Source organism: Colwellia sp. 75C3, from assembly GCF_002836255.1.
In the GTDB taxonomy this organism is placed as follows: domain Bacteria; phylum Pseudomonadota; class Gammaproteobacteria; order Enterobacterales; family Alteromonadaceae; genus Colwellia.
In genome coordinates, this window is record NZ_PJAU01000033.1 from 452,805 (window position 1) to 472,137 (window position 19,333).

Sequence of the window (19,333 nt, forward strand, 5' to 3'; positions counted from 1 at the left end):
GTTTTGTTTTTGATGGATAATATTCATAATGACAGTCCTAGCTCTTTATTCGGTAACTTAGCTATTTCTATATCAAAAAACAAACGAGTCCACATAGTGCCAAGCGCGCTATTAATGATAATTTCCGTGGCGCTCAGCGCTTGTCAAAGTCAGGCAACAGAAAATAATATGACCCCTAAGCCAACTAGCACACATAAGCCAGATTACACCTCAGCGTTTACTGCATTTGAGCAGAAAATTGCTGAAAAAATGTCCCTCGATATACGTTATTTTTGTGCTGATATAAATGGTAAACCGAGTGTGCCAACGTCAAAGCATTGCCGACAACCCGTTACTGAGCTACCAGAAGAGCTGGCACAGCTGATTAGCAGTACTAATGTTGGTGGCATTGTATTGTTTGCTGAAAATGTTCAAGAAATAGCACAAGTCGTTAAGTTAACTGATGATATTCAACAAGCTTCAATAAAGTCAGTGCAGGGCAAACCTTTGATCATTTCAATAGATCAAGAGGGCGGTCGGGTCGCGCGTTTTACTCAAATGACTGGCTTTGCCGGAAATATGGCGATTGGTGCTAGCTACCCTGAACATGGTTCTCACTTTGCTACGCAAGTTAATGCCGTTATTGCTAAAGAATTAAAAGTCTTAGGTATCAATAATAACTATGCGCCAGTCGTTGATGTAAATACCAATGTTGATAATCCTGTGATTAATACCCGATCTTTTGGTGAGTCGCCACAGCAAGTTGCTGAGCTTGGTGCTAGCGCAGTTAACGCTATTCAGGCAGAAGGCGTTATGGCAACGTTGAAGCATTTTCCTGGTCACGGTGATACGCACGTTGATAGTCATCTAGGTTTACCTCGAGTTGACCATGATAGAGAGACCATAGACAAGGTTGACCTTGCCCCTTTTGTTTGGGCTATTAAGCACAGCCAACCAGCAATGATTATGACGGCTCATATTCAATATCCAATACTTGATAACAGTGTTTTTGTTAGTAAAAGTGGTGAGAAACTCATTCGTCCAGCAACGATGTCCCGTAAAATTTTAACTGACTTGCTAAGAGATGAAATGGAATTTGATGGCATTATCGCCACTGATGCTCTCGATATGGCCGGTGTTACTCACTTTTTTACTGAGGTTGAAGCGGTTGTTGAAACCTTTGTTGCCGGTGCTGATCTTGCAGTTATGCCGTTTAAGGTGAGAACGCCAGCGGACATTGCTGATTTTTATGTCTTTATCAAAGCAGTAGCTAACGCTCTGGCAATATGTATAGAACAAGGTGAATATCAGTTAGCTGAATTCGAACAATCTATTGCTCGGCTTAACCGATATAAGCAGCAATATATTGCCATAGAAAATGAATCAGTAGCGCAGCAGTTGCAATTAGCTAACGCGGTTATTGCTAATAAAAATCATATTCTTACCGAACAAGCCCTTGCCAATGCCGCGGTAACCTTACTGAAAAACAAGCAGCTTTTACCGCTTAATATCGCGGGGATAAAACAATTGCATTTTGTCGTTGCCAATCAGCAAGAGTTAGTCGCATTAACTTATGCGACCAAGCGTGTGTTAGCAAAAATGTTGCCAGCGAGTGATGTTGAAAGTATCAGCATTAGTCACTTTGTTGGTGATGGTGCTGATAGTGCAGCGTCGGATAAAAATATGAATGCACTGTTAAGTAAAGCTGATGTGGTGATTGCAACTGTCGATATTAAAACAGCGAGTTTAGTTGATTTGGGTGGTATGGATGATCTAACACCAAGTTATGGTAGTGCCGTTCAGCAGCAGACAAAACTGACCTATGCCACGTTATTGAAGCAGCAACTAATACTAGCAGGTAAGTTAAATACGCCTTCTATTCTCATTGCTAAAGGCTCGCCATTTTTAATCAATGAATACAGTGAACTTGCTGATGCAGTATTGCTAAATTTTGACGATAGAATCTATGAAAATGCTTCTCAGCAAGCTATCAGCCCAGGGTTTAATACCAGCATGGCGGTTATTCTTGGTGAAAGTCAGGCGTTAGGCAAGTTACCTGTTACCTTGAAAAATTAGCAGTCTTTAATCTATTTAATTGACAGGATTTCGTTAACCAGCACAAGTGAGCAATAAATTAACGTGCCTATGTAGTTAACTCAGGAGCTTGCTGTAACCGTCATCTTCGAAGTATCTGATCGAAGATCCATCACTTTTTAGTGACTGGATCCTCGATTAAGACACCACGAGGATGACCTCCCTGAACCCTATGTATAGGCATGTAAATTAATGGGATTGGTATAAACAGGCAGATAAAAACGGCATAACCAGTAATGGTCATGCCGTTTTTACTTATGTGATTAAGTATGTAATTGCAGTTAACTATCAAAGCAGTATGCTTAGTTACTTATTATCTTTATTTGTTGGTTTATCACTAGGTAGTTCATTAGCTTTATTATTGTTAAATCCATGATGGTTTGCACCGAATTTGTTCATATGTGAACCGACTAGACTAGCCACTAAAATAGCTAAATAAAACTGACCCACGATAGCTTCGAAATAGACTAAAAATCGTGAAATAGGTAATAGCGGTGAAATATCTCCAAAACCTAAAGTAGTGATGGTAACAAATGAGAAATAGATAAAATCAGGAAACAAAGTAAACCATTCATTACTATTGCTGATGTTATTAAAAGAGTTAGCGAAGCTGAGTTGTACTAAGGTGTATAGTACCGCCCAAATCAGTCCCATTAATAAATACAAACAGATGGCACCTAAAATTTTATTACCATCAATGTCACCGGTAAACATCACTTGTTTGGCCGTGCGTAGCGCACTAGAAATAAAAAAGCTCAACAGCAGCAGTAAATACACCTGATCAAAACCGGCATTATCGAGCCAAGCGGCAAAAAAAGAAAAGACTAATATGGCGATGGGGAAAATAAAGGTTTTACGCAATACAAAGTCTTTCGTATCAACGCCCCATACCGCCACTAATAAGGTTACTACGGTGGCAGATTGCACCAAACGCTGCACTGACCCTTCAAAAAACTGTTGAGCTAACGACGTGCCAAGCAATAACAAGATTAAGGCAAAGGTGAGATAAATAAAGTTATCTTGGCGAGTCATTGTTTTCAAAAGCGTTTCTCTTTAATCATAAGTAGGGACAAGTCAAATAATCTCCCCCTACTAGCTGATATAAGTTGAGTCTAGGTTATCTTCTTTTAGCTCTAGCGGGACGAGATTGTGTATTGCTAGGTCGTGAACGATGTTTTCTAGCGGGTTTAACCACAACCACACTACTATGACGATGGTAACTATTACCATAATACATTGGGTAGCCAGTACCATAGCCCATGCCATAACTAACAGAGCCGCTTACATGAGTATTTTCACAAGATGTTATGAAGAAGGTGGTAACAACGACGGTAGTTGCGAGTAATAGGGTGTTAATCTTTTTCATTACTCACTCTCCTGCTGTGTTAATCCAAGAAACGCGCCATTAGGATCACTAATAATAGCGACGCCTTTATCTTCTTGCTGATAAATAATAGTAGCGCCATTGAACGTGGCTTTTGACAAGGTAGTTGCTACGTTATTCACTTCGATAAAATTAACCCAGCGGTCTCTTTGCTCAAACGATTCAGGTAACTTTACAATACTAGCTTGAACCATATCAGCTTGAATTAAAAAGAAGCTATCTTCTTTAGCGTTAATTGGCTCTATCTTATAATCAAAAGTGTCTTGGTAAAACAAAGCGGCTTGTTTGGTATCGGTACTAAATAGTTGAGCCCAATCCCACTTATTACTTATTTTCTGATGATTCTTATTAGTAATATCTAACTCAAGCAAGGCAATAACGCCTCCTTGTGGATCAGCCAATACAGCTCTTTTACCATAAAGCTTAAATTCATGAGGTGCTAATATTATACTGGCATTGTTCTTGGCTGAGAGTTCACTTCTACTTGCTACATTATCAGTATCTATACTTCCTACCCATAAGGCATTATCTGTTTTATTTCGTTTAGAGTCACGAGCCAGAACCCCTGCAATAGCGTGTTCGCCTTGGTAAAATATATGGTATTTTGCGCTATCCTTTGCAAACGCTTTAACTGTCCAACCAAAAGTATCGCGGTAAAACTTAAGCGAAGCTTCAACATCACCAGTGTAAAGATCAGCCCATACTAATTTACCATGCTGGTTTGTTATTATGTCTTTATCGGTTGTTTCTGGTTGCGCAGCTAAAGAACCATTACTATGTAAAAGCAATGGTACCAATAGTGATAGCAATAACTTACTGAACCCTTTCATTACCTAATTTCCCTATATTTGTAATTAATGTCATTCCATTGAACTATGAATGATAGTTATTATCAAGTGTGTAATTAAACGGATATTGCAATACGTGGTATTGCTCCTTCATCGCTATCTATTTGTGGCTTACAGAATAAAATACGAGAAGAGTCGATTTTTCCTTGTTCAATTAAATGATCCTTGAAGGCATGTTCTCGTTCTTCACCCATGTCGAGTAAACGTTTTATGTCTGTTTTGTCTGTTACCGAAATACCGGCTTTAAGGCCTATATCTGCAGGTGTGCTGATCGCACAAATGGTTACGCGGGTTTCTTCCTTGTCTTGCATTAAGGCAATGAATTCTTTTAAGTAGGCACTTTGGCTATCATTCGGTTCAATTTGTTCTACCTGATATTCTAAATCATCAAAGCGTAGCTTTAAGGCAAATTCACCCGCTGTGATAGCGATAGATACAATATTGGCGTAAGGAACAAAAGTGGTCATCAGATAATCTTGTGTCGCCGAAATTATAGCTTTTGTGGTGATTAAGGTAACAACACTACTTAAGCCAAATTGTGGATCTGAGGTAGAGCCACTTAACGGGACATCAAGCTCTACATTACCATCACCATCTTTTAGCATACCTAGCGCCATATTTAATGGCAAGGCACCTTGGTCAATTAAGCTACCAGCTTCTTCACTATCAACTAAACCTGTTTCTAAGGCCTGTAGTAAGACCACAACGTTACCATCGAGCTCTTCACCTGTCAGTGTTAAATCTAAAGCGGTATTAAGTTGACCTGTTTTTACTTCAATACCTGTTGAAGCTTTCAAATATGAAGAAATGGCAGGCAATGAAAACTCTTTAAAGTCTCCTTTTGCATGATAAGTTGCTAGCTCTGCGAAAGGTTGTAGATAACCAGTTAGGTTAAAGTTGGCATATTTATTACTACGACCGGCTAATGTAAAGGGCGTTTTCTCTTGCTGTTTTTCTTTCTTGTTACTTAAAGCGCCTACATCAAGGGTGTCTAAATATAAGGTACGCTGATAAATAGGATCAACACTGAAATCGGTAAAACCGAATGAATTTTCATTAATAAAACGTATTTCATTGAGGCTAAACAAGAAGCTATCACTGTTGGCTTCAGCTTTATTTGGTTCGAGTTCTTTTTCAATTGCGGTTACTGCATTGGTTGACTTTGGTTCGACAGCATTGTGCTGGTCAGCTTGATTACCCAGAGCAACTAAATTGGCAAGTTCTTTATTTTCTTTAATAATAATATCGCCCGATAAGGTATCCAAAAGAATACTGTTGATGGCAATACTTTTTTCGTGGATATGTAGGTTATTCACTGTCAGTTGTTTTAACTGCATAACGGGCGGCAGATTGACTATCTCTTTGGCTGCGATATCAACACCGTCTTGAACCGAGATTTTGTTAATTCGAGCAATAACTTTCTTAGCTACTTCATCAGTTAAGCTCGTTTTTTTAGAGAAAAGTAAGTCATCAAGTACAACATTAGCAATATCTATACTCGGTTCATCATCTAAAATAAAATTAATTTCATCTAAACTAAGTTGTCTAAATGCGACGATTTTTGCTTTGCTTTCGGTATGGTTTAAAACGGCATCAGTCAACTTTACACTACTGTTGCCAGCTAAGTGAGTAATCACGTTGTCTTGTAAATCAATAGCAAGATCGGTGAAATTATATTGCAAGTCATTGAGGGTAAAGTGTTGTTTATCTAACCCGACTAACAAATCTTGTAACCTTAAGTTGGCCTTTTTAACCCTAAAGTTAATACTTTGTTCCGCTAAGGTAACTGTTTGCTGGCTATTAAAAGACAGTGCTCCCTTAAGTTCGGTTAGTTGCTCAACGTAACGGGCTAATTTTTCTATAGGGTAGTTTTCTAAACGAAGATTACTGTTTATATCGCCTTTACCTGCGATTAATCGTGTATTAGCAGAAAATGCTAAGTGAGTTTTATCAATTAAAGCCGTTAATGCTAAAGTTGCCTCTTGCTCCGTTTGAGTTGCCTTTATCTGGCTTAATACTAATTGTTCAATTTCTATGTGATGAGTTTTATTTTTTTGTTGCTGAGTATCTCTTTCTATTTCAATAGTAAATTGGCTTAATAGCAAGTCAGGCAGTACTAGTTGATAAGGGAAATCGCTGGCTGGTTCATCAACAGCTACGTTTGTAGCTTTTTTGTTCGTTTTCCCATCTTCATTAGCCGAGCTAGGTATCTCTATACCAGCGATAACTAGATGATTATTATGCTGAGTAACTTTTAATGTACCTTGTTCAAGTAAAAATTTACTGAGCAAAATTTTGTCAAAAGCTAGCTGCCACAATGCGACTTGAACTTCCATTTTTGCTAATGAAAAAACAGTCTCTTCAGTTTTGTTTTTGCTACTCACTAAGTCAATATCGCTGAGCGTGACGCGCATTAAAAAAGGATTAAAGTAAATGCTGGCGTTGTCTGATAAGTGTAATTGCTGTTCCGCTAGAATAGGGCTAATGAAATGCTTAATTAACGGTGATGAAACTAGCCAAATAAGTAGAAAGAAGCCCAAGTATAAGGCTACTAATACCTTAAAAAATTTGTGAGTAAAAAACGATAGCAAGCTTGCCATAATTTAGGATATTCCTTGTTAGGTTTGCATTTATTGTGTTGTTAGGCACGTGCTTGAGGGATAAAATAATGTGGAATGTAATTTACACTATTTTACAAAAAGTTTACAATTACGTTTTAAAGGTTGACTCTGAAGTGAAATCTGAAGTTAACTCTAATTTAACATAGCTTAGGATACCATTTCCATGGAAAGCAATATAGAAAAAATAGAACATTATATGCAAATGCTCGGTGAAATGGGACTGCAATTTGGCGTCCAATTTTTATTAGCGATAGTTACCTATTTCGTCGGTAATTTTATTATTAAAAGGGTGCTTAAGTTAGTTGAGTTAGCACTAGAAAAGAAAAAAGTTGAAATTACGCTACACCGATTTTTATTAAGTATTTTAGGTACTTTATTAAAAGCGGTTCAAATTATCGTCTTTGCTTCAATGCTCGGCATTCAAACCGCGTCATTTATTGCTATTTTAGGTGCAGCTGGTTTAGCTATCGGCTTAGCATTACAAGGTAGCTTAGCTAACTTCGCTGGTGGTGTCTTAATCTTACTATTTCGTCCGTTTAAAAACGGTGATGCCATCAAAGCCCAAGGCTATGTTGGTAGTGTAGAAGAGATTCAGATCTTTAATACCATCTTAAAAACCTTTGATAACCAACGTATTATAATCCCTAATGGTTTATTATCTAATGGTTGTGTTACTAACATTAATGTTAATGGTACGCGCCGTGTTGATATGGTTTTTGGCATTGGCTATAACGATGACATAGCTAAAGCAAAAGCGCTTTTACGTTCAATAATTGAAGCCGATGAGCGTGTATTGAAAGACCAAGCGGTAGATATTTGGGTTGGTGAACATGGTGAAAGTTCAGTGAATTTATTTGTACGTCCTTGGGCGAATGCAGAAGATTACTGGGGAATTTACTTTGATATGATGGAAAAAGTTAAAATTGAATTTGATAAAGCAAATATCAGCATTCCATTTCCACAGCGTGATGTGCATATCCATCAATCCACAAATACTTAATCTAAAGCGATAAACATATTTTTTATGTATTCAAAAGCCTACTTCAGTTATCTGAGGTAGGCTTTTTTATTGCGTTTCTCGTGCAATAATCGCTACTTTTAATACCGCTACTTATGCTTTAAATAATACCCTGCTGGTATGCCCATATACATTCGCTCTATCGCTAATTGACACAATACGGCCCTTTTTCATAGAAAAGTATTACAAGATGATAGAAAAGTGTAGCAATGAACTTTTTTTAAGCGGCACACTAGCCAAAGCCAAAAGAAAATTTAAACTAAATATAACAACAATCATTAGCTAGCAGCATAAAACGAAAAATAATAAGGGATTTACATGAAAACAAATATCATTGCGGTAATTTTGGTCTTGGTTATCTTTTTCGCCATTTCATTTATTACTAATATTATTGGGCCACTGTTCCCATCGTTAGTGAAAGACTTTGATATTAGCTTGGCGGTTGCCGGGTTTTTACCTTTTTCATTTTTTGCTGCTTATGGTGTTATGTCTATTCCTGCGGGGTTATTGGTTGATAAGTTTTCAGAAAAACCTGTGCTCATTGCCGCTTTTGTTATGTCAGCACTAGGCTCGTTATTATTCGCGCTAGCGCCTAGTTTCTTTATGGCTATGGTATCGTTGTTTTGTATAGGTACGGGTATGGCCATGTTGCAAGTGGCGATAAACCCATTACTAAGAGTATCGGCTGGTAAAGAGCACTTTGCTTTTTATTCGGTATTGGCACAACTACTTTTTGGTGCTGCGGCTACCCTAAGCCCACTAGTTTACAGCAGCTTAGTACAAGGCATGGCAGCTGAGAGTTCGGTCGGTATAGCGGGTGTTTTAGTCAATATAGTTCCCAGTAATATGCCGTGGTTATCTATGTACTGGATTTTTGCTGCGATATCATTATTGATGTTATTACTCATTATCATGATTAAGTTACCCAAGGTTGAACTGAATGAAGAAGAGTCCATTGGTGCTTGGAAGATCTATGGCCAACTCTTTAAGAATAAAACCGTTATTTTATTCTTTATTGGTATCGCAGCCTATGTTGGTACCGAGCAAGGCATTGCCAATGCCATATCACTTTTCTTAGAACGTTATCACGGTTTGGATCCTTTAACCGTTGGTGCAAATACCGTTAGTAATTTTTGGTTAATGTTAACTTTAGGCTGTTTTCTTGGTTTAGCTTTATTAAAGGTGTTTGATAGCCGCTTAGTGTTAAAGCTGTTTTCAACAGGTGCCTTTATCTCGTTAACCGCAGCACTTTTTGGTAGTGCTAATACAGCATTAGTCGCTTTTCCTTTAGTGGGTTTTTTCTTATCAGTGATGTGGTCTGTTATTTTTTCATTAGCATTGAATTCATTAGCCGAGCATCATGGCTCGTTTGCAGGTATTCTATGTACTGGTATTGTTGGCGGTGGTTTAGCCTCACCAATAGTGGGTCTAATTGCTGACTTAAGCGGTGATCTACGTTTGGGTATGGTTGTGGTCTACATCACGTTGGCTTATATTTTTGCCATTGGTTTTTGGGCTAAGCCGTTAGTTAATAATAAAACGATTAAATTCTTTAAAAATAACGACAATGATATTTCTTCTCAAGTAAGCCTTTAGTTACTTGATTAATAAGTAGATAAATAATCTCCCAATAGACAAAACTATTTATCTATTAGAGCAACGAATAACTTAACGAGCTTATAACTATGATTAGAAAAACGTCTTATATTTCGGTGATTGCTACCAGTCTACTGCTCTCCGCTTGCCAAGGGGAAGTAGTAGTGCCTAGTGAAAGCAATACGGAAATAGTTACGCCGGATAAAGTCGTAGCATTAACTGCGCAAGAACAACTCAATGGCTTAGCTAAACATTTGCAAGTGCAATATCATTTTCTCAGTAATGTGGAGACTGATTGTCCCGAGCTAAATGGGGAAGCCGTTAAGCATTGTTATAGCGCTGAAATCAGTCTCATTTTACCTAAGGGCAATGCCGCTTACGTTATTGAAAAACAACTATGGCAACTAAATTACTCGCAGGTTTACCCAAGTTACGCCAGTAGTAGTGAGCACTTTAACTTATTGCATCTTAACGGAGATATGCATCAAATTAGTCCTAAAGCAGCTTTTAACGGTTTTAAGACTGGCCAGGAATATAAAGTAAAATTATGGGTGAAAAGTACGCTAATAACTGAATCAGAATTAATGCCAAATTATTGGTTGGCCAGTGAAGGATTGACGGCTGCCATTATTGATAGCACAAGAAGTCAAGTGAATAAGGAAACCGGCTTAGAAATTCAACCTTGGGTGGTACCATTTACTGATATAGCTAAACAAATAAAGTCAGCACCTGATGATGTTAATCAATATGCCTCTACCCAATGGCTTTATGACAATGAACCTAAAGTTACTATAGATTCTAGCCATGTTGCGTTTGCGATTACACCTACGCCTAAATCAATTGAAATTGCAGATAAACAAGCGCGTTTAGATTTGGCCAACGGATTACAAGTAAAGTTGAATGGTGCTATTAAATACCCACAATTAGCGGCTGCTTTTGAACGCTTAGCTACTTTAGGTATTAAAGAAAGTAGTACAGGCATTGTTGTAAACATTGAGTTGAATAATAATAAAAATGCTGATTGGCGTTCAGGGCATTATCAATTAACCATTAATGACAGCGCTATCATTATTAAGGCACAAGACAGTAGCGGTGCTTTTTATGGCTTACAAAGCCTAGCCAGTTTAGTGACGGTAGGTTCAACCAAAGTACCCTTGGTAAGTGTTGATGACCAACCTTATTATGATTATCGTGGCCAACATGTCGATGTTGCGCGCAACTTTCATAGTAAAGAGTTCATGTTTTCGCTGATTAAACAAATGGGTGCTTATAAACTGAATAAGCTACATTTGCATTTAGCTGAAGATGAAGGTTGGCGTCTCGAGTTACCCAGCTTGCCAGAACTAACAAAAGTAGGCAGTAAGCGCTGTCTAGATTTATCTGATAAGCAATGTTTACAACCACAGCTTGGCGGTGGCGCGAGTAATAGCGATGGTTATTACAGTATTGATGATTATCAAGAAATATTGCGCATGGCGACTAAGCATCATATTCAAGTGATCCCATCATTAGATATGCCAGGGCATTCAAGAGCCGCAATTAAAGCCATGGAAGCGCGTTATCATTATTACATGAGTAAGGAAAACGAGAGCGAAGCTAAACGTTACTTATTGACTGATTTTGATGACAAAACCCAATATAGCTCCATTCAGAATTATAACGATAACACCTTAAATATTTGCATGGAGTCTACTTATACTTTTGTCGACCGTGTTTTAGATGATTTAAAAGCCATGCATCAAGCCGCAGAGCATCCATTAGCGTTATATCACATTGGCGCAGATGAAACCGCTGGTGCTTGGCTGGAATCACCGGTTTGTAAGGCGTTAATCGCGGATAAAAGTAATGACTTTGGTGATGCGGAACATTTAGGCGCGCATTTTATTGAGCGTGTTTCCCATATGGTTGTCAGTAAAGGTATTGCTGTTGGCGGTTGGAATGATGGTTTAAAAGAAACTGATGTCACTAAGATGCCGGCTGATGTGTATTCTTATATCTGGGATGCCTTACCGTGGGGAGCGCATAAACAAGTCAGTGAGCAAGCCCACCGTAATTGGAATATTGTCCTAGCAACACCCGATGTACTCTATTTTGATTTTCCTTATCAAATAGATCCCAAAGAGCGCGGTTATAACTGGGCATCTAGACGAGTTACTACGCGTTCTTTGTTCAACTTTATGCCAAATAACCTGCCTATTCACGCTGAATTTCGTCTTGATACCTTAGGTAAAAACTATAAAGTCAATGATACAAAACAGCAGGATAAATCGGGTAAGGTAATACATCAACCTTTACCTAAAAACTTTAGGGTTCGTGGAATTCAGGGGCAATTATGGAGCGAAACAGTACGTAGTGATGAGCAAGCTGAATACATGATATACCCGAGATTATTAGCGCTGGCCGAGCGTGCTTGGCACCAAGCTAATTGGCAAGTGCCTTACAATGATATGGGGGAGAAATATAGCAAGGATAGCCATTTCTTTACTGAGAAACTTCGTCAATTTCGCGATAAGCAATGGTTAGCTTTTTCACAGACCCTTGGTGAAAAGGAGTTAGCTAAGCTCGACCTTGCGGGCGTGTTTTATCGTGTTCCCACGGTAGGCGCAACTATTGAGTTTGGCGTATTATCGGCCAATTTGGCAATAAAAGGTTTACCCATTGAATACCGAACTAATCAGGGGAAGTGGCAAAATTATCAAGAGCCTATCAAAGTAAATGGTCCAGTACAGATTCGTGCACGTACGCGAGATAAGCAACGAGCAGGTCGCACAATGACGGTAACCAAGTAACTTTATTGTTAAAGAGTATTAATTAATGATAAGTAGCGAATAAACAGACAATGGCAATAAATGCAGGCATGTTTAGCGGGGTATTCCTTCACTAAATTGTCTGCATTTTTAATTTAATCGTCGTGATTAATATGGCCATTTTCCATCAATCATTAAGTTAGCTGATATCTATTGATAGAAAAGTATAAGTATTTGATAGATGAGTACATTTGTCTCTATGATTTATTCTGCACACTAGCGTATCTCTTTTTATTTTTATTTCTGGTTTATATATGAAGCAATCTTCTATCGTGGTTATCGACTTAGGCGGTACAAAAATTAATGTAGGTCTCTATCGAAATGGATGCATAGAAAAAAGTTTTATTCAGCTATTTGATGCCAGTCAAGGTGTACAAGACTCATTACTTTTTATTAAAGCTTGCATAGAGCAAGTGCTAGCAGAAGATACTATTGCGATAGCAATAGGGGTGCCGGGTATTGTTGATGTTAAAACTGGCATTGTTTTCGGTGCAGTGAATATAGCATCATGGAGTCAAGTCTCTTTAAAGCAAGACTTACAAGCACTGCTAAGTTTACCTGTTTATGTTAATAATGATGTTAACTGTTTTGTTAAAGGCGAGCACTTAAAACTAAGAGGTGAAGGTATAGAAGATATGGTCGGCCTTTGTCTGGGCACAGGACTAGGCTCTGGTCTTGTGTTACAAAACAACTTACATACTGGTGTTAATGGTTGCGCTGGTGAGATTGGTAGTTTTGAGTACAGGAAGGGGGTTCTCGAAGATTACTGTTCGGGTAAGTTTTTTACTGAACATTATCAAGAGTGTGGCGCTGTGCTGGCGGAAAAATCCCGTGCAGGTGATGAGCTGGCCCTTGACGCATTTAGACAGTTTGGCTTGCATCTATCCGTTGCAGTTAAGCACCTGTTAATGATAATAGACCCACAATTAATTGTTATTGGCGGATCTGTCGCAAATTCATATGATTTATTCATTGAGTCCGTTTGGAAAAACCTGGCTGATTTCCCATATCAAAATATGGTCAGTAAGTTAACCATTGAAAAGAGTAGAGACGAGCATAGTGCTTTACTTGGCGCTGCACATCTTTATTTAGAAAGTTTAAGGGATTGTTAATCTGTAGTCCGTAATTTTAAAATATTATCCTTTGCTAGCGACTACCGAATTTCCTATGCTAAACACAATATCTTAAAGTTAAGTTATCATGTTTATATTTACTCATTCTTGATCTAGGAGTAGGGCTATCTCATGCTCATATTTTTTCTGCTTTTTAGCATTAAAACCACTATGGGCACTAATAAGTTTTCCTTCACGGTTAAATAAATAACTGCTTGGCATACCTTTCAATTTAAATTTCTTAGCGAGAACACCTTTTGCATCGTAAATAATGGCAAAGTTAGCGGGGGTTGCTAGTAAAAATTTTTCAGCCAATGAAACTTGTGCATCCAGGTTAATACTCAATACCACTAGTCCCTGCTCTTGATGTTGAGCTTGCATCGTATTCATCCAAGGAAACGATTTTCGACAAGGTACACACCACGACGCCCAAAAATCTACATAGACCACTTTACCTATGTTTTTTGCCATCGCTTGTTCAAATTCGAGTAACGGTTCATTAGCGTGGGCATCGTTAGAAATGAACGATAATGCTATTATTAATAATAATAGATTTGCTAAGGCTTTGAGTGGGTTGGACATACTATTTCCTACATTCTTTATACATAAGTTAACTATACTTAGTTTTAGCTGTGATGCACAATATCCCTATAGAAATTAAACTTCATTTGATAGAAAATTAATTGAGCATAGTTATATGAAAATAGAGTTAAAATTATTATTAATTGTCTTTGTTTGTTATGCATTACCAAGTCAAGCTTGGTGGCTTGTTTCAGCAAATACAGAAAGCGCTGCAACGGACGACAGTGTTGTGGATAATAAGGCGCATAATGAATCGCTAAAAAAACGCTTTAGTAAACAGCATCAGCAATTAATTCCTATTGTTGCGGTCGCTGATATGTTTTTTAGTTGTAATCAAATACGAAAAACAGACAAGATTAACTACTCTCTTGGTTTTTTAATCAATCAAATGGATAGAAACACTTTAGCAGAGAAGCTAGGTAGTTGTTTAGGTGAAGATGCGATGAAATCAGATGCAGCATTAAACTTTGGTTTGTTAGGCTGCTTTCATGATCAACTTTCCCATTTACCTAAAGCTGAAAGTGAACAAAAAATGAAGTTGGTTAAGCAGGCCGTTTCTGCACTGTCTCACGAAGAACGTAAAAAGAGCTTCACTCAATGTGTAACTGAGCAAAGTATTCACTACCTTAAATAACCTAAACTTCGGATAAGCTAATTTTCCTAACAACACTCTTTAAGTGTCTATCAGCGTTATTATTACTCCCAATAACCAGTTATTGCCTTGTAAAAATATCTGATATACATTTAAATTTCGTTACTGTACGTTGAAGTTAATTTGTTCACTTAACTTCTGTGAGTTACAAAACTCTTATCCAAACCTCAGGTTAAATAGCTTATTCAACTGGACAACTACATAAATTGTAACAAATACTTAGCTTCTTTTACTGTTGTCACTTTCTTATTGTAAGCAATATCACTTATAGTAGCGTTAACTCCAAATTTATAACGATTAGCAAATAGAGCAAGGTGAGATAAAATATGACTCAAGAAACACCTAAAATTTTAGTAGTAGATGATGATATGCGTTTACGCTCATTATTAGAACGTTATTTAGTAGAGCAAGGTTTTACAGTACGTAGTGCTGCTAATTCAGAACAGATGGACCGTCTACTTGAACGTGAAAATTTTCACTTGTTAGTGCTCGATTTAATGTTACCCGGTGAAGATGGTTTATCCATTTGTCGTCGTTTACGTCAAAACTCCAATAATATCCCGATTGTTATGTTAACCGCCAAAGGTGATGAAGTTGACCGTATTATTGGCTTAGAGCTAGGTGCAGATGATTATATGCCTAAGCCTTTTAACCCAAGAGAGTTACTTGCTCGTATTAAAGCTGTATTACGTCGTCGTACTCAAGAAGCTCCTGGGGCGCCTGCCTTAGAAGAAAATATTATTAGTTTTGGTGGTTACGACCTGAACTTAGCAACTCGTGAAATGCAAAAAGACGATGTTAGCATGCCATTAACCAGTGGTGAATTTGCCGTTCTTAAAGCGTTAGTGACTCACCCAAGAGAGCCATTATCACGTGATAAACTGATGAATCTGGCTCGAGGTCGAGATTATTCGGCTTTAGAACGTAGTATTGATGTACAAGTATCCCGATTGCGCAGAATGCTTGAAGCAGATCCAGCGAAACCAAGATACTTACAAACTGTTTGGGGCTTAGGTTATGTTTTTGTTCCAGATGGTAGTCCAGCTTAGTTATTTTTCAAGTTAAGACATAAATATGAAAATACTGCCACGCAGTGCCTTTGGGCAAACGGTTTTATTGATAGGTTTTTTGCTGTTTATCAATCAAATCGTTTCCTACATTTCTTTTGCGCTCTATGTTATTGAACCAAACCAGAAACAAATGAATCAGTTGCTGGCTAAACAAGTACGCGTGGTTTTCATCGATATTGATGATGCTAAATTAAGCCCTAAAATGGCCAAGGCATTTCATAATGAAACGGGTATTGGTGTCTATCGTGAAGAAGATGCCTACAAGTTTGGTTTAGCTAATGCGGGTTTATATCCTTATCGTTCTGAACAAATGTCAGAGTTACTGGGTGGGCCCGCTGAAGTGAGAATTTCACAAGGCGATGAATACCTTTTTTGGATACGAGCACCCCAAGCGCCAAATCTGTGGGTGAAAATTCCGCTAATAGGTATGGAAAAAGGCAGCTTTTCACCCTTAATATTTTTTATGGTTGTCATTGGTTTGTTAAGTGTTATGGGCGGTTGGGTTTTTGTACGACAACTCAATAGGCCTTTAAAGTCATTAGAAATAGCCGCAGAAGATGTTGGTCGAGGTGACTTCCCTGACCCACTTATTGAGCGCGGCACCTCAGAAATCATGGCGGTAACTCAAGCCTTTAATCATATGTCTAAAGGTATTAAGCAGCTGGAAGAGGACCGTAACTTATTAATGGCGGGTATTTCTCATGACTTACGTACGCCCCTAACGCGTATCCGTTTAGCTAGCGAAATGATGCAAGAGCAAGATGACTTCCTAAAAGAAGGTATCGAAACGGATATTGAGGATATGAATAATATCATTGATCAATTTATTGATTACATTCGCCATGACTCAAAAGATAAAGCAGAACTCGGCGACTTAAACGACTTGGTTGATGAAGTACTGAACGTTGAAACACCACGTGATAGATTGATAACTTTTCAGCCAGGTGAGTGTCCTAAAATTCCTTTACGGCATGTGGCTGTTAGACGTGCGCTGGCAAATTTAGTACAAAATGCTATCCGCTATACCACTGATGAAATTGAACTTTCCACTGGCGTGGAGCAAGATTTTGCCTTTATCACCGTCAGTGATAATGGCGCAGGTATTCCTGAAGCTGACATTGAACGCTTATTTCAACCTTTTACCCAAGGAGATACAGCGCGAGGCACTGAAGGTAGTGGTTTAGGTTTAGCGATCATCAAACGTATTGTCGATACCCATGGCGGCAAAGTAGAACTCTCAAATCGCTCTACAGGTGGCTTACAGGCAAAAGTATATTTACCGCTAGTATTCAAATAAATTACTTTCACTCACTTCATCGTATGATCAACTACTAATGAGCCTCTTGAGAGGCTCTTCTCTTCAATACACACTTATACCAATTTCATTTAATTATTGCCCAATTGTGCTGGTTAAAATACACCATGTCAGCGTGCTCTCAATCCCAATAGCCAGCTATTGCTTAATCGAGCGCCTTGCCCTGATTTATTTTTCCTATGCACAACAAGATCACAAACTTAATGTAATTGGTATTACTTCTAACCATTAATATTCAATCATGACTTTTAACTAAGGATTAGCATTGCCGTTAAGTGGTTACTTCCTTAGTTTCATGGTTATTCGTCTGGTTGGTAATAGCTTTATCAAATTTGAGGTAATAAAAAAGCCAGCTGTTAAGTTAACATCTGGCTTATTTAATGATTAACATGCTAATTAAAGCATGTTAATTGCTATATGTGATTAGCTAGCGACTTTTAACTCTTCAGTTTCAAGCTGAGGACCAGCAGCAACTAATTTTTTGCCGTTATCAGTATCAGTGAACTTCTCAAAGTTATTAACAAAACGTTTTGCTAAGTCTTCTGCTTTATCATTCCAAACATTAACATCTTCATAAGTGTTGCGTGGGTCAAGAATATCACCTTCAACACCCGCTAATACTTTAGGAACTTCTAAGTTAAATAACGGTACAATTTCAGTTTCCGCATCATCAATTGAACCATCTAAGATAGCATCAATAATGGCACGAGTTGCTTTGATAGAAATACGTTTACCTGTACCATTCCAACCCGTATTAACTAAGTAAGCTTCAGCGCCAACAGCTTCCATACGTTTATGCAAAACTTTAGCATATTGAGTAGGGTGTAGGCTTAAGAAAGCAGCACCAAAACAGCTTGAGAAAGTAGGTGTTGGTTCAGTAATACCACGTTCAGTACCTGCTAATTTAGCAGTAAAACCAGATAAGAAGTAATATTCTGTTTGCTCTGGTGTTAACTTAGCAACAGGAGGTAAAACACCGAAAGCATCAGCAGTTAAGAAAATAACTTTTTTCGCATGACCAGCACGTGAAACAGGCTTAACAATGTTATCGATATGATGAATTGGGTAAGAAACACGCGTGTTTTCTGTTTTTGAATTATCATCAAAATCAATTTTACCGTTTGCATTAACGGTAACGTTTTCTAATAAAGCGTCACGACGAATTGCATTGTAAATATCAGGTTCGTTTTCTTTGCTTAGGTTGATTGTTTTAGCGTAACAGCCACCTTCAAAGTTAAATACACCATTATCATCCCAACCATGTTCATCATCACCGATAAGTTGACGTTTAGGATCAGTAGATAGTGTTGTTTTACCTGTGCCAGACAAGCCGAAGAATATTGCTGTATCGCCATCTTCACCAACGTTAGCACTACAATGCATAGAAGCTATGCCTTGTAACGGAAGGTAGTAGTTCATCATTGAGAACATACCTTTTTTCATTTCGCCGCCGTACCAAGTACCGCCAATCAATTGAACTTTTTCAGTTAAGTTGAAAGCAACAAAGTTTTCTGAATTTAAACCTTGTTCTTCCCATTTATCATTAACTGTTTTCGCACCATTCATTACCACAAAATCAGGCTCATAATTTTCAAGCTCTGCATCAGTAGGGCGAATGAACATGTTTTTAACGAAATGTGCCTGCCAAGCTACTTGAGTAATGAAACGTACTTTTAAACGTGTTGCTTCATCAGCACCACAATACGTATCAACAACAAATAAACGTTGACCAGAAAGTTGTGTGGTTACTAAGCCTTTTAAATGATCCCATGTTTCAGGAGTCATGGCTTTGTTGTCATTTTTACCTTGATCAGACCACCATACCGTGTCGCGAGTTACGTCATCGCGAACAATATATTTATCTTTAGGAGAGCGACCGGTAAATATTCCCGTGTCTACATTAACTGCACCAAGTTCAGTCACTACGCCTTTATCAAAGCCTTCAAGGCTAGCTTTAGTTTCTTCACTAAAAAGTAACTCGTACGATGGGTTATAAACTACTTCGTTAACATCGTTGATGCCGTATTGTGACAAATCAATTGAGTTTTTCGGGGCGGTCATAGCAAGTTCACTCCTAAGTATGACAAATTTTAATTTAAGTAAGTTGGTTAATGAAGTACATCATGAAAGTTTTCAGGGTGTCTTCATTGTGGGTATTTTAGGGTAATTGTGACCAAAACGAAAGTAAAAAATAGTTTATTGTGAAAGTTTTCACTATAAATATCATGAATGGTTGTCTTGAATGTTATCGATAT

14 protein-coding genes are annotated in these 19,333 nt (G+C 38.0%); 8 read left to right on the forward strand and 6 right to left on the reverse strand.

From position 1 onward, the window contains the following. Window positions 1-12 precede the first annotated feature (12 nt). Window positions 13-2,055 carry a glycoside hydrolase family 3 protein gene (locus CXF85_RS06395; RefSeq protein WP_232771096.1) on the forward strand — a complete coding sequence of 681 codons (2,043 nt, stop codon included), beginning with the start codon at window positions 13-15 and terminating at the stop codon, window positions 2,053-2,055. A 324-nt stretch (window positions 2,056-2,379) separates the two neighbouring features. Here CXF85_RS06395 and CXF85_RS06400 read toward each other — a convergent pair whose 3' ends face one another. The 4 genes from CXF85_RS06400 to CXF85_RS06415 form a co-directional block, all read right to left on the reverse strand. Continuing rightward, window positions 2,380-3,105, reverse strand: a complete 726-nt coding sequence (locus CXF85_RS06400) for a potassium channel family protein (protein WP_101227680.1) — start codon at window positions 3,103-3,105, stop codon at window positions 2,380-2,382. An 85-nt stretch (window positions 3,106-3,190) separates the two neighbouring features. Continuing rightward, a complete protein-coding gene (locus tag CXF85_RS06405) occupies window positions 3,191-3,439 on the reverse strand; it encodes a hypothetical protein (protein ID WP_101227681.1) in 249 nt (82 codons plus the stop codon). Beyond that, window positions 3,439-4,287, reverse strand: a complete 849-nt coding sequence (locus CXF85_RS06410) for a VOC family protein (RefSeq protein ID WP_101227682.1) — start codon at window positions 4,285-4,287, stop codon at window positions 3,439-3,441. The genes CXF85_RS06405 and CXF85_RS06410 overlap by 1 nt, the downstream gene beginning before the upstream one ends. Window positions 4,288-4,361: 74 nt before the next feature. Beyond that, window positions 4,362-6,845 (reverse strand): DUF748 domain-containing protein, encoded by a 2,484-nt coding sequence (locus CXF85_RS06415; protein ID WP_232771097.1) that lies wholly within the window; start codon window positions 6,843-6,845, stop codon window positions 4,362-4,364. Window positions 6,846-7,089: 244 nt separating this feature from the next. On the opposite strand from CXF85_RS06415, the gene CXF85_RS06420 reads away from it, so the two are divergent. The 4 genes from CXF85_RS06420 (at window position 7,090) to CXF85_RS06435 (ending at window position 13,459) form a co-directional block, all read left to right on the forward strand. Beyond that, complete coding sequence (locus CXF85_RS06420; protein ID WP_101227684.1) at window positions 7,090-7,926, forward strand: mechanosensitive ion channel family protein; 837 nt, start codon at window positions 7,090-7,092, stop codon at window positions 7,924-7,926. A 336-nt stretch (window positions 7,927-8,262) separates the two neighbouring features. Next, window positions 8,263-9,540 (forward strand): MFS transporter, encoded by a 1,278-nt coding sequence (locus CXF85_RS06425; protein WP_101227685.1) that lies wholly within the window; start codon window positions 8,263-8,265, stop codon window positions 9,538-9,540. Between the two features lie 89 nt (window positions 9,541-9,629). Beyond that, window positions 9,630-12,329: a family 20 glycosylhydrolase gene (locus CXF85_RS06430; RefSeq protein WP_101227686.1), complete on the forward strand. Its 2,700-nt coding sequence runs from the start codon at window positions 9,630-9,632 to the stop codon at window positions 12,327-12,329. A gap of 272 nt (window positions 12,330-12,601) precedes the next feature. Then, on the forward strand, window positions 12,602-13,459 hold the full coding sequence (locus CXF85_RS06435) for an ROK family protein (protein ID WP_101227687.1): 858 nt from the start codon (window positions 12,602-12,604) through the stop codon (window positions 13,457-13,459). 102 nt (window positions 13,460-13,561) lie between these two features. Here CXF85_RS06435 and CXF85_RS06440 read toward each other — a convergent pair whose 3' ends face one another. Beyond that, the gene (locus tag CXF85_RS06440) at window positions 13,562-14,041 is read right to left on the reverse strand and encodes a TlpA disulfide reductase family protein (protein ID WP_101227688.1); all 480 of its coding nucleotides are present in this window, start codon (window positions 14,039-14,041) and stop codon (window positions 13,562-13,564) included. A 115-nt stretch (window positions 14,042-14,156) separates the two neighbouring features. Here CXF85_RS06440 and CXF85_RS06445 point away from each other — a divergent pair, with 115 nt between their 5' ends. The 3 genes from CXF85_RS06445 to envZ all read left to right on the forward strand — a co-directional run bounded on the left by CXF85_RS06445 (window position 14,157) and on the right by envZ (window position 17,060). Beyond that, window positions 14,157-14,675 (forward strand): hypothetical protein, encoded by a 519-nt coding sequence (locus CXF85_RS06445; protein ID WP_101227689.1) that lies wholly within the window; start codon window positions 14,157-14,159, stop codon window positions 14,673-14,675. Window positions 14,676-15,019: 344 nt separating this feature from the next. Beyond that, window positions 15,020-15,742 carry an osmolarity response regulator transcription factor OmpR gene (gene ompR / locus CXF85_RS06450; RefSeq protein ID WP_101227690.1) on the forward strand — a complete coding sequence of 241 codons (723 nt, stop codon included), beginning with the start codon at window positions 15,020-15,022 and terminating at the stop codon, window positions 15,740-15,742. Window positions 15,743-15,767: 25 nt separating this feature from the next. Further along, window positions 15,768-17,060 (forward strand): two-component system sensor histidine kinase EnvZ, encoded by a 1,293-nt coding sequence (gene envZ, locus CXF85_RS06455; protein ID WP_101227691.1) that lies wholly within the window; start codon window positions 15,768-15,770, stop codon window positions 17,058-17,060. A gap of 441 nt (window positions 17,061-17,501) precedes the next feature. On the opposite strand, the gene pckA is transcribed toward envZ, so the two are convergent. Beyond that, entirely contained in the window at window positions 17,502-19,139 is a 1,638-nt protein-coding gene (pckA, locus tag CXF85_RS06460) for a phosphoenolpyruvate carboxykinase (ATP) (protein ID WP_101227692.1), read from the reverse strand. Between the last annotated feature and the right edge of the window lie 194 nt (window positions 19,140-19,333).

Excerpts from the sequence above, each read along its gene's own strand:
- CXF85_RS06395 (WP_232771096.1), top strand. The coding sequence starts at position 13 with ATGGATAATATTCATAATGACAGTCCTAGCTCTTTATTCGGTAACTTA.
- CXF85_RS06400 (WP_101227680.1), bottom strand. The coding sequence starts at position 3,105 with ATGACTCGCCAAGATAACTTTATTTATCTCACCTTTGCCTTAATCTTG.
- CXF85_RS06405 (WP_101227681.1), bottom strand. The coding sequence starts at position 3,439 with ATGAAAAAGATTAACACCCTATTACTCGCAACTACCGTCGTTGTTACC.
- CXF85_RS06410 (WP_101227682.1), bottom strand. The coding sequence starts at position 4,287 with ATGAAAGGGTTCAGTAAGTTATTGCTATCACTATTGGTACCATTGCTT.
- CXF85_RS06420 (WP_101227684.1), top strand. The coding sequence starts at position 7,090 with ATGGAAAGCAATATAGAAAAAATAGAACATTATATGCAAATGCTCGGT.
- CXF85_RS06425 (WP_101227685.1), top strand. The coding sequence starts at position 8,263 with ATGAAAACAAATATCATTGCGGTAATTTTGGTCTTGGTTATCTTTTTC.
- CXF85_RS06430 (WP_101227686.1), top strand. The coding sequence starts at position 9,630 with ATGATTAGAAAAACGTCTTATATTTCGGTGATTGCTACCAGTCTACTG.
- CXF85_RS06435 (WP_101227687.1), top strand. The coding sequence starts at position 12,602 with ATGAAGCAATCTTCTATCGTGGTTATCGACTTAGGCGGTACAAAAATT.
- CXF85_RS06440 (WP_101227688.1), bottom strand. The coding sequence starts at position 14,041 with ATGTCCAACCCACTCAAAGCCTTAGCAAATCTATTATTATTAATAATA.
- CXF85_RS06445 (WP_101227689.1), top strand. The coding sequence starts at position 14,157 with ATGAAAATAGAGTTAAAATTATTATTAATTGTCTTTGTTTGTTATGCA.
- ompR (WP_101227690.1), top strand. The coding sequence starts at position 15,020 with ATGACTCAAGAAACACCTAAAATTTTAGTAGTAGATGATGATATGCGT.
- envZ (WP_101227691.1), top strand. The coding sequence starts at position 15,768 with ATGAAAATACTGCCACGCAGTGCCTTTGGGCAAACGGTTTTATTGATA.
- pckA (WP_101227692.1), bottom strand. The coding sequence starts at position 19,139 with ATGACCGCCCCGAAAAACTCAATTGATTTGTCACAATACGGCATCAAC.